The 2,656-nt window shown below is 73.2% G+C and carries 4 protein-coding genes; 1 reads left to right on the top strand and 3 read right to left on the bottom strand.

Features of this window, described 5'->3' with window-relative positions; genetic code table 11:
- Positions 1 to 235 precede the first annotated feature (235 nt).
- Together C2L59_RS08500 and C2L59_RS08495 are read right to left on the bottom strand one after the other, a co-directional pair.
- Positions 236 to 526: a hypothetical protein gene (locus C2L59_RS08500; protein ID WP_103348959.1), complete on the bottom strand. Its 291-nt coding sequence runs from the start codon at positions 524 to 526 to the stop codon at positions 236 to 238.
- 180 nt (positions 527 to 706) lie between these two features.
- Complete coding sequence (locus C2L59_RS08495; protein ID WP_103348958.1) at positions 707 to 1,141, bottom strand: single-stranded DNA-binding protein; 435 nt, start codon at positions 1,139 to 1,141, stop codon at positions 707 to 709.
- Positions 1,142 to 1,266: 125 nt separating this feature from the next.
- Between C2L59_RS08495 and C2L59_RS08490 the strand changes: the two genes are divergently transcribed.
- The gene (locus tag C2L59_RS08490) at positions 1,267 to 1,878 is read left to right on the top strand and encodes a PhoU domain-containing protein (protein ID WP_103348957.1); all 612 of its coding nucleotides are present in this window, start codon (positions 1,267 to 1,269) and stop codon (positions 1,876 to 1,878) included.
- Positions 1,879 to 2,014: 136 nt separating this feature from the next.
- Here C2L59_RS08490 and C2L59_RS08485 read toward each other — a convergent pair whose 3' ends face one another.
- Entirely contained in the window at positions 2,015 to 2,470 is a 456-nt protein-coding gene (locus C2L59_RS08485; protein WP_103348956.1) for a zinc-ribbon domain-containing protein, read from the bottom strand.
- Positions 2,471 to 2,656: the final 186 nt, after the last annotated feature.

Genomic DNA, 2,656 nt, shown 5'->3' with positions numbered 1-2,656 from the left:
GGGCGAGCCCGGCGGATGGTCCGGGCGGTGGAGATGGCGCCGGGTCTGGGTGGGTGCGGCCGGATGGGTACGGCCGCAGCGTGCGCCCGGGCGGGGCCGCCGGGATCGCGGTGGGACTGGCCGCCGGGTGGTGCGCGGTCAGGGTGGGGCGTCTCGGCGGCCCCGGGGTGGTCGGGCGGGTGCCGGGTGGCCGGCTTGCTTTGTGGAGTTGTCAAACAGCTTGCCCGTTGCCGTCTCAGGCGGCTGGGCGTTGGTCGGCGGTGATGATGGCCTGGCCTGCCGGCGTCAGGATGGCCGGGACCAGCTCGCCCGGCCTGCCCGGGCGGGCCGCGCGGACCAGGCCCTGGTGGGCCAGCTCGTGGGCGGCGAACTGGTCGCCGCAGGAGAGGCCGTCGATGAACAGGTCGGGTTCGCTGCTGCAGGACACCAGGCCGCGGCCGGCGCCGACCGCTCGCAGCATGGCTCGCATCCGGTGGTTGAGCACGGGGTGCGCCGCCGGTGAGCCGGTCTTCTCGTTCCCGTTCATCCTCGGTCCCTCCCGCTCGTGGTTCGACCTCGTCCTCACCCGTGCGTCGAACCGGAAGACGGGATTTCGACATGCGGGTGGAAACCGGCCGGAGCGTTCCTTCATCGTCACCGCCGGCGGTCCAGGGTGGGTCGAAGCCCCGTCGACGGACGTTCGGAGGACGGCCGCGAACGGATGGGCTCAGAAGGGCGGGTCGCCCACCGCCACCGGTTCCGGGGTCCACGCGCTGCTGCCCTCGGCGCCCGTGGCCCGGCTGATCTTGGTCACCTTGGCCGTCGCGTAGCGCAGGGACGGCCCGATCTCGTCCACCTCCAGCTCCGTCACGGTGCGCTTTTCGCCCTCCTTCGTGTCGTACGACCGCTGTCTCAGCCGGCCGTGGACGACGACGCGGGTGCCGCGCACCAGCGACTCCGCGACGTGTTCCGCGTACTGGCGCCACAGGCTGCAGCGCAGGAACATCGCGTCGCCGTCGCGCCAGGTGCCGGATTCGCGGTCGTACGTGCGCGGGGTGCTCGCGACCGTGAAGTTCGCGACCGCCGCGCCGGCCGGGGTGAAGCGCAGGTCGGGGTCGCTCGTCAGGTTGCCGACCACCGTGATCGTCGTTTCGCCTGCCATCGGTCTCTCCTCGTGTTCCGGGTGCGGGGTGCACCGCTCTTGCCGTCGAGGAGAGCACGGGGGTCCGACAATTCCGGGCCGGGGGACGAGATGCCGACACCCGGCCGGGCTGGTTTCCTGCCGCCATGAAGACCGCGTTCGAGAAGGAGCTGGTCACGCTCGCCCACCGGCTGGCGGACCTGTGCGCGCTCGTCGCGGTCGCGCTCGAAGAGGCCACGCGCTCGGTTCTGGAAAGTGACCACACGCTGGGCGGACGTGTGCGGGAGCAGGTGGGCGCGGCCGCCGCGCTCGGGGCCGCGTGCGAGGACCAGGCGTGTGCGCTGCTGGCCCTGCACGCGCCGCGGGAGGCGGAGGTGAAGGCGGTTGTCGGCGCCGTGCACACCGCCGCGGAGCTCACTCGGATGGGTGGTCTTGCGCGGGAGGTCGCGGAGGCGCCGGGACGCGTGCCGCCGGACGCCCGGCCCGCGCTCGGCCGGCTCGGCGCGCAGGCGGTGGCCGCCGCACGGGCGCTGGCGGGGTTGCTGGCCGGTGGGGACGGCGCCGGGCTGGACGACGCCGTGGTGCTCGCCGGTGCGGCCGAGCGGGAGCTGCGGGAGTGGGCGGACCGGCGGGAATGGCCGCGCGGGGTGGGGGTGGCGGCCGATCTCGCGCTGCTGGGGGCGATCCACGCGCGGTTCGCCGAGGGGGCGGTGCGGATTGCGCGGCGGACCGAGGGGTATGTGCCGGTGGGGGCTTAGCGGCTCGGCGGTGGTGAGGGCGCGGTTCCGCTGGGGCGCCGGGGGTGGTGGCCGGGGTGGGCTTGGACGACCGCTTGCGCGAGTGGCTCGGCTGGGGCGGCCCGGAACGGAACAGTCCCACCGGGCCGCCGGGAGCCTACTGGCCCTGCTGCGGGAACTGGCCCGGCTGCCCCGGCTGCGGGAACCCCTGCGGCTGCGAAGGGTGCTGCGGCTGCTGGTAACCCGAAGGGTGCTGAACGCCCTGCTGAGGACCGCCCTGCTGCTGAACGCCCTGCTGAGGAGCGCCCTGAGGAAGGCCCTGCTGCGGGAAGCCCTGCTGCGGGTACCCCGGCGCGCCTTGCGGCTGGGCCTGGTTCTGCTCCTCCTGCGCCTGCAGGCGGACCGCGTCCTCCTTCGGGATCCGGTTCTCGATCCCGCAGAACGTGCACTGCGCCGTGTACTTCACGCTGATCGGGAACAGCGGGATGAAGAACAGCGTGAACTTCGTGACCGCCTTGCGCACCGCGTGGGAGGCGGGGTTGCCGCAGCGGCCGCACAGGAAGGTCGTCATCGCCAGCACGTAGATCCGCGTGCGCCAGCCCCAGATCAGCATCGGTCTTCTCTCTTTCGTTCTCTGTTCGCCCGGCAGCCTCGCACATCGCCGGGGTTCGGTGGGGCGGTTTCGGCGAACCCGTCCCGACTCGGCGGGTCCGGACGGGGCTAGATTGGGCGCATGCCGAGCGACTTCGCCCTGAAGACGATGAATGCCGTGCACCGCGGCCTGATCAAGCTGACGGGT

It is taken from the genome of Amycolatopsis sp. CA-128772 (assembly GCF_002904295.1).
GTDB lineage: Bacteria > Actinomycetota > Actinomycetes > Mycobacteriales > Pseudonocardiaceae > Amycolatopsis.
The sequence above is the reverse complement of the archived record's forward strand: the minus strand, read 5'-3'. Positions and strand labels throughout refer to the sequence as shown.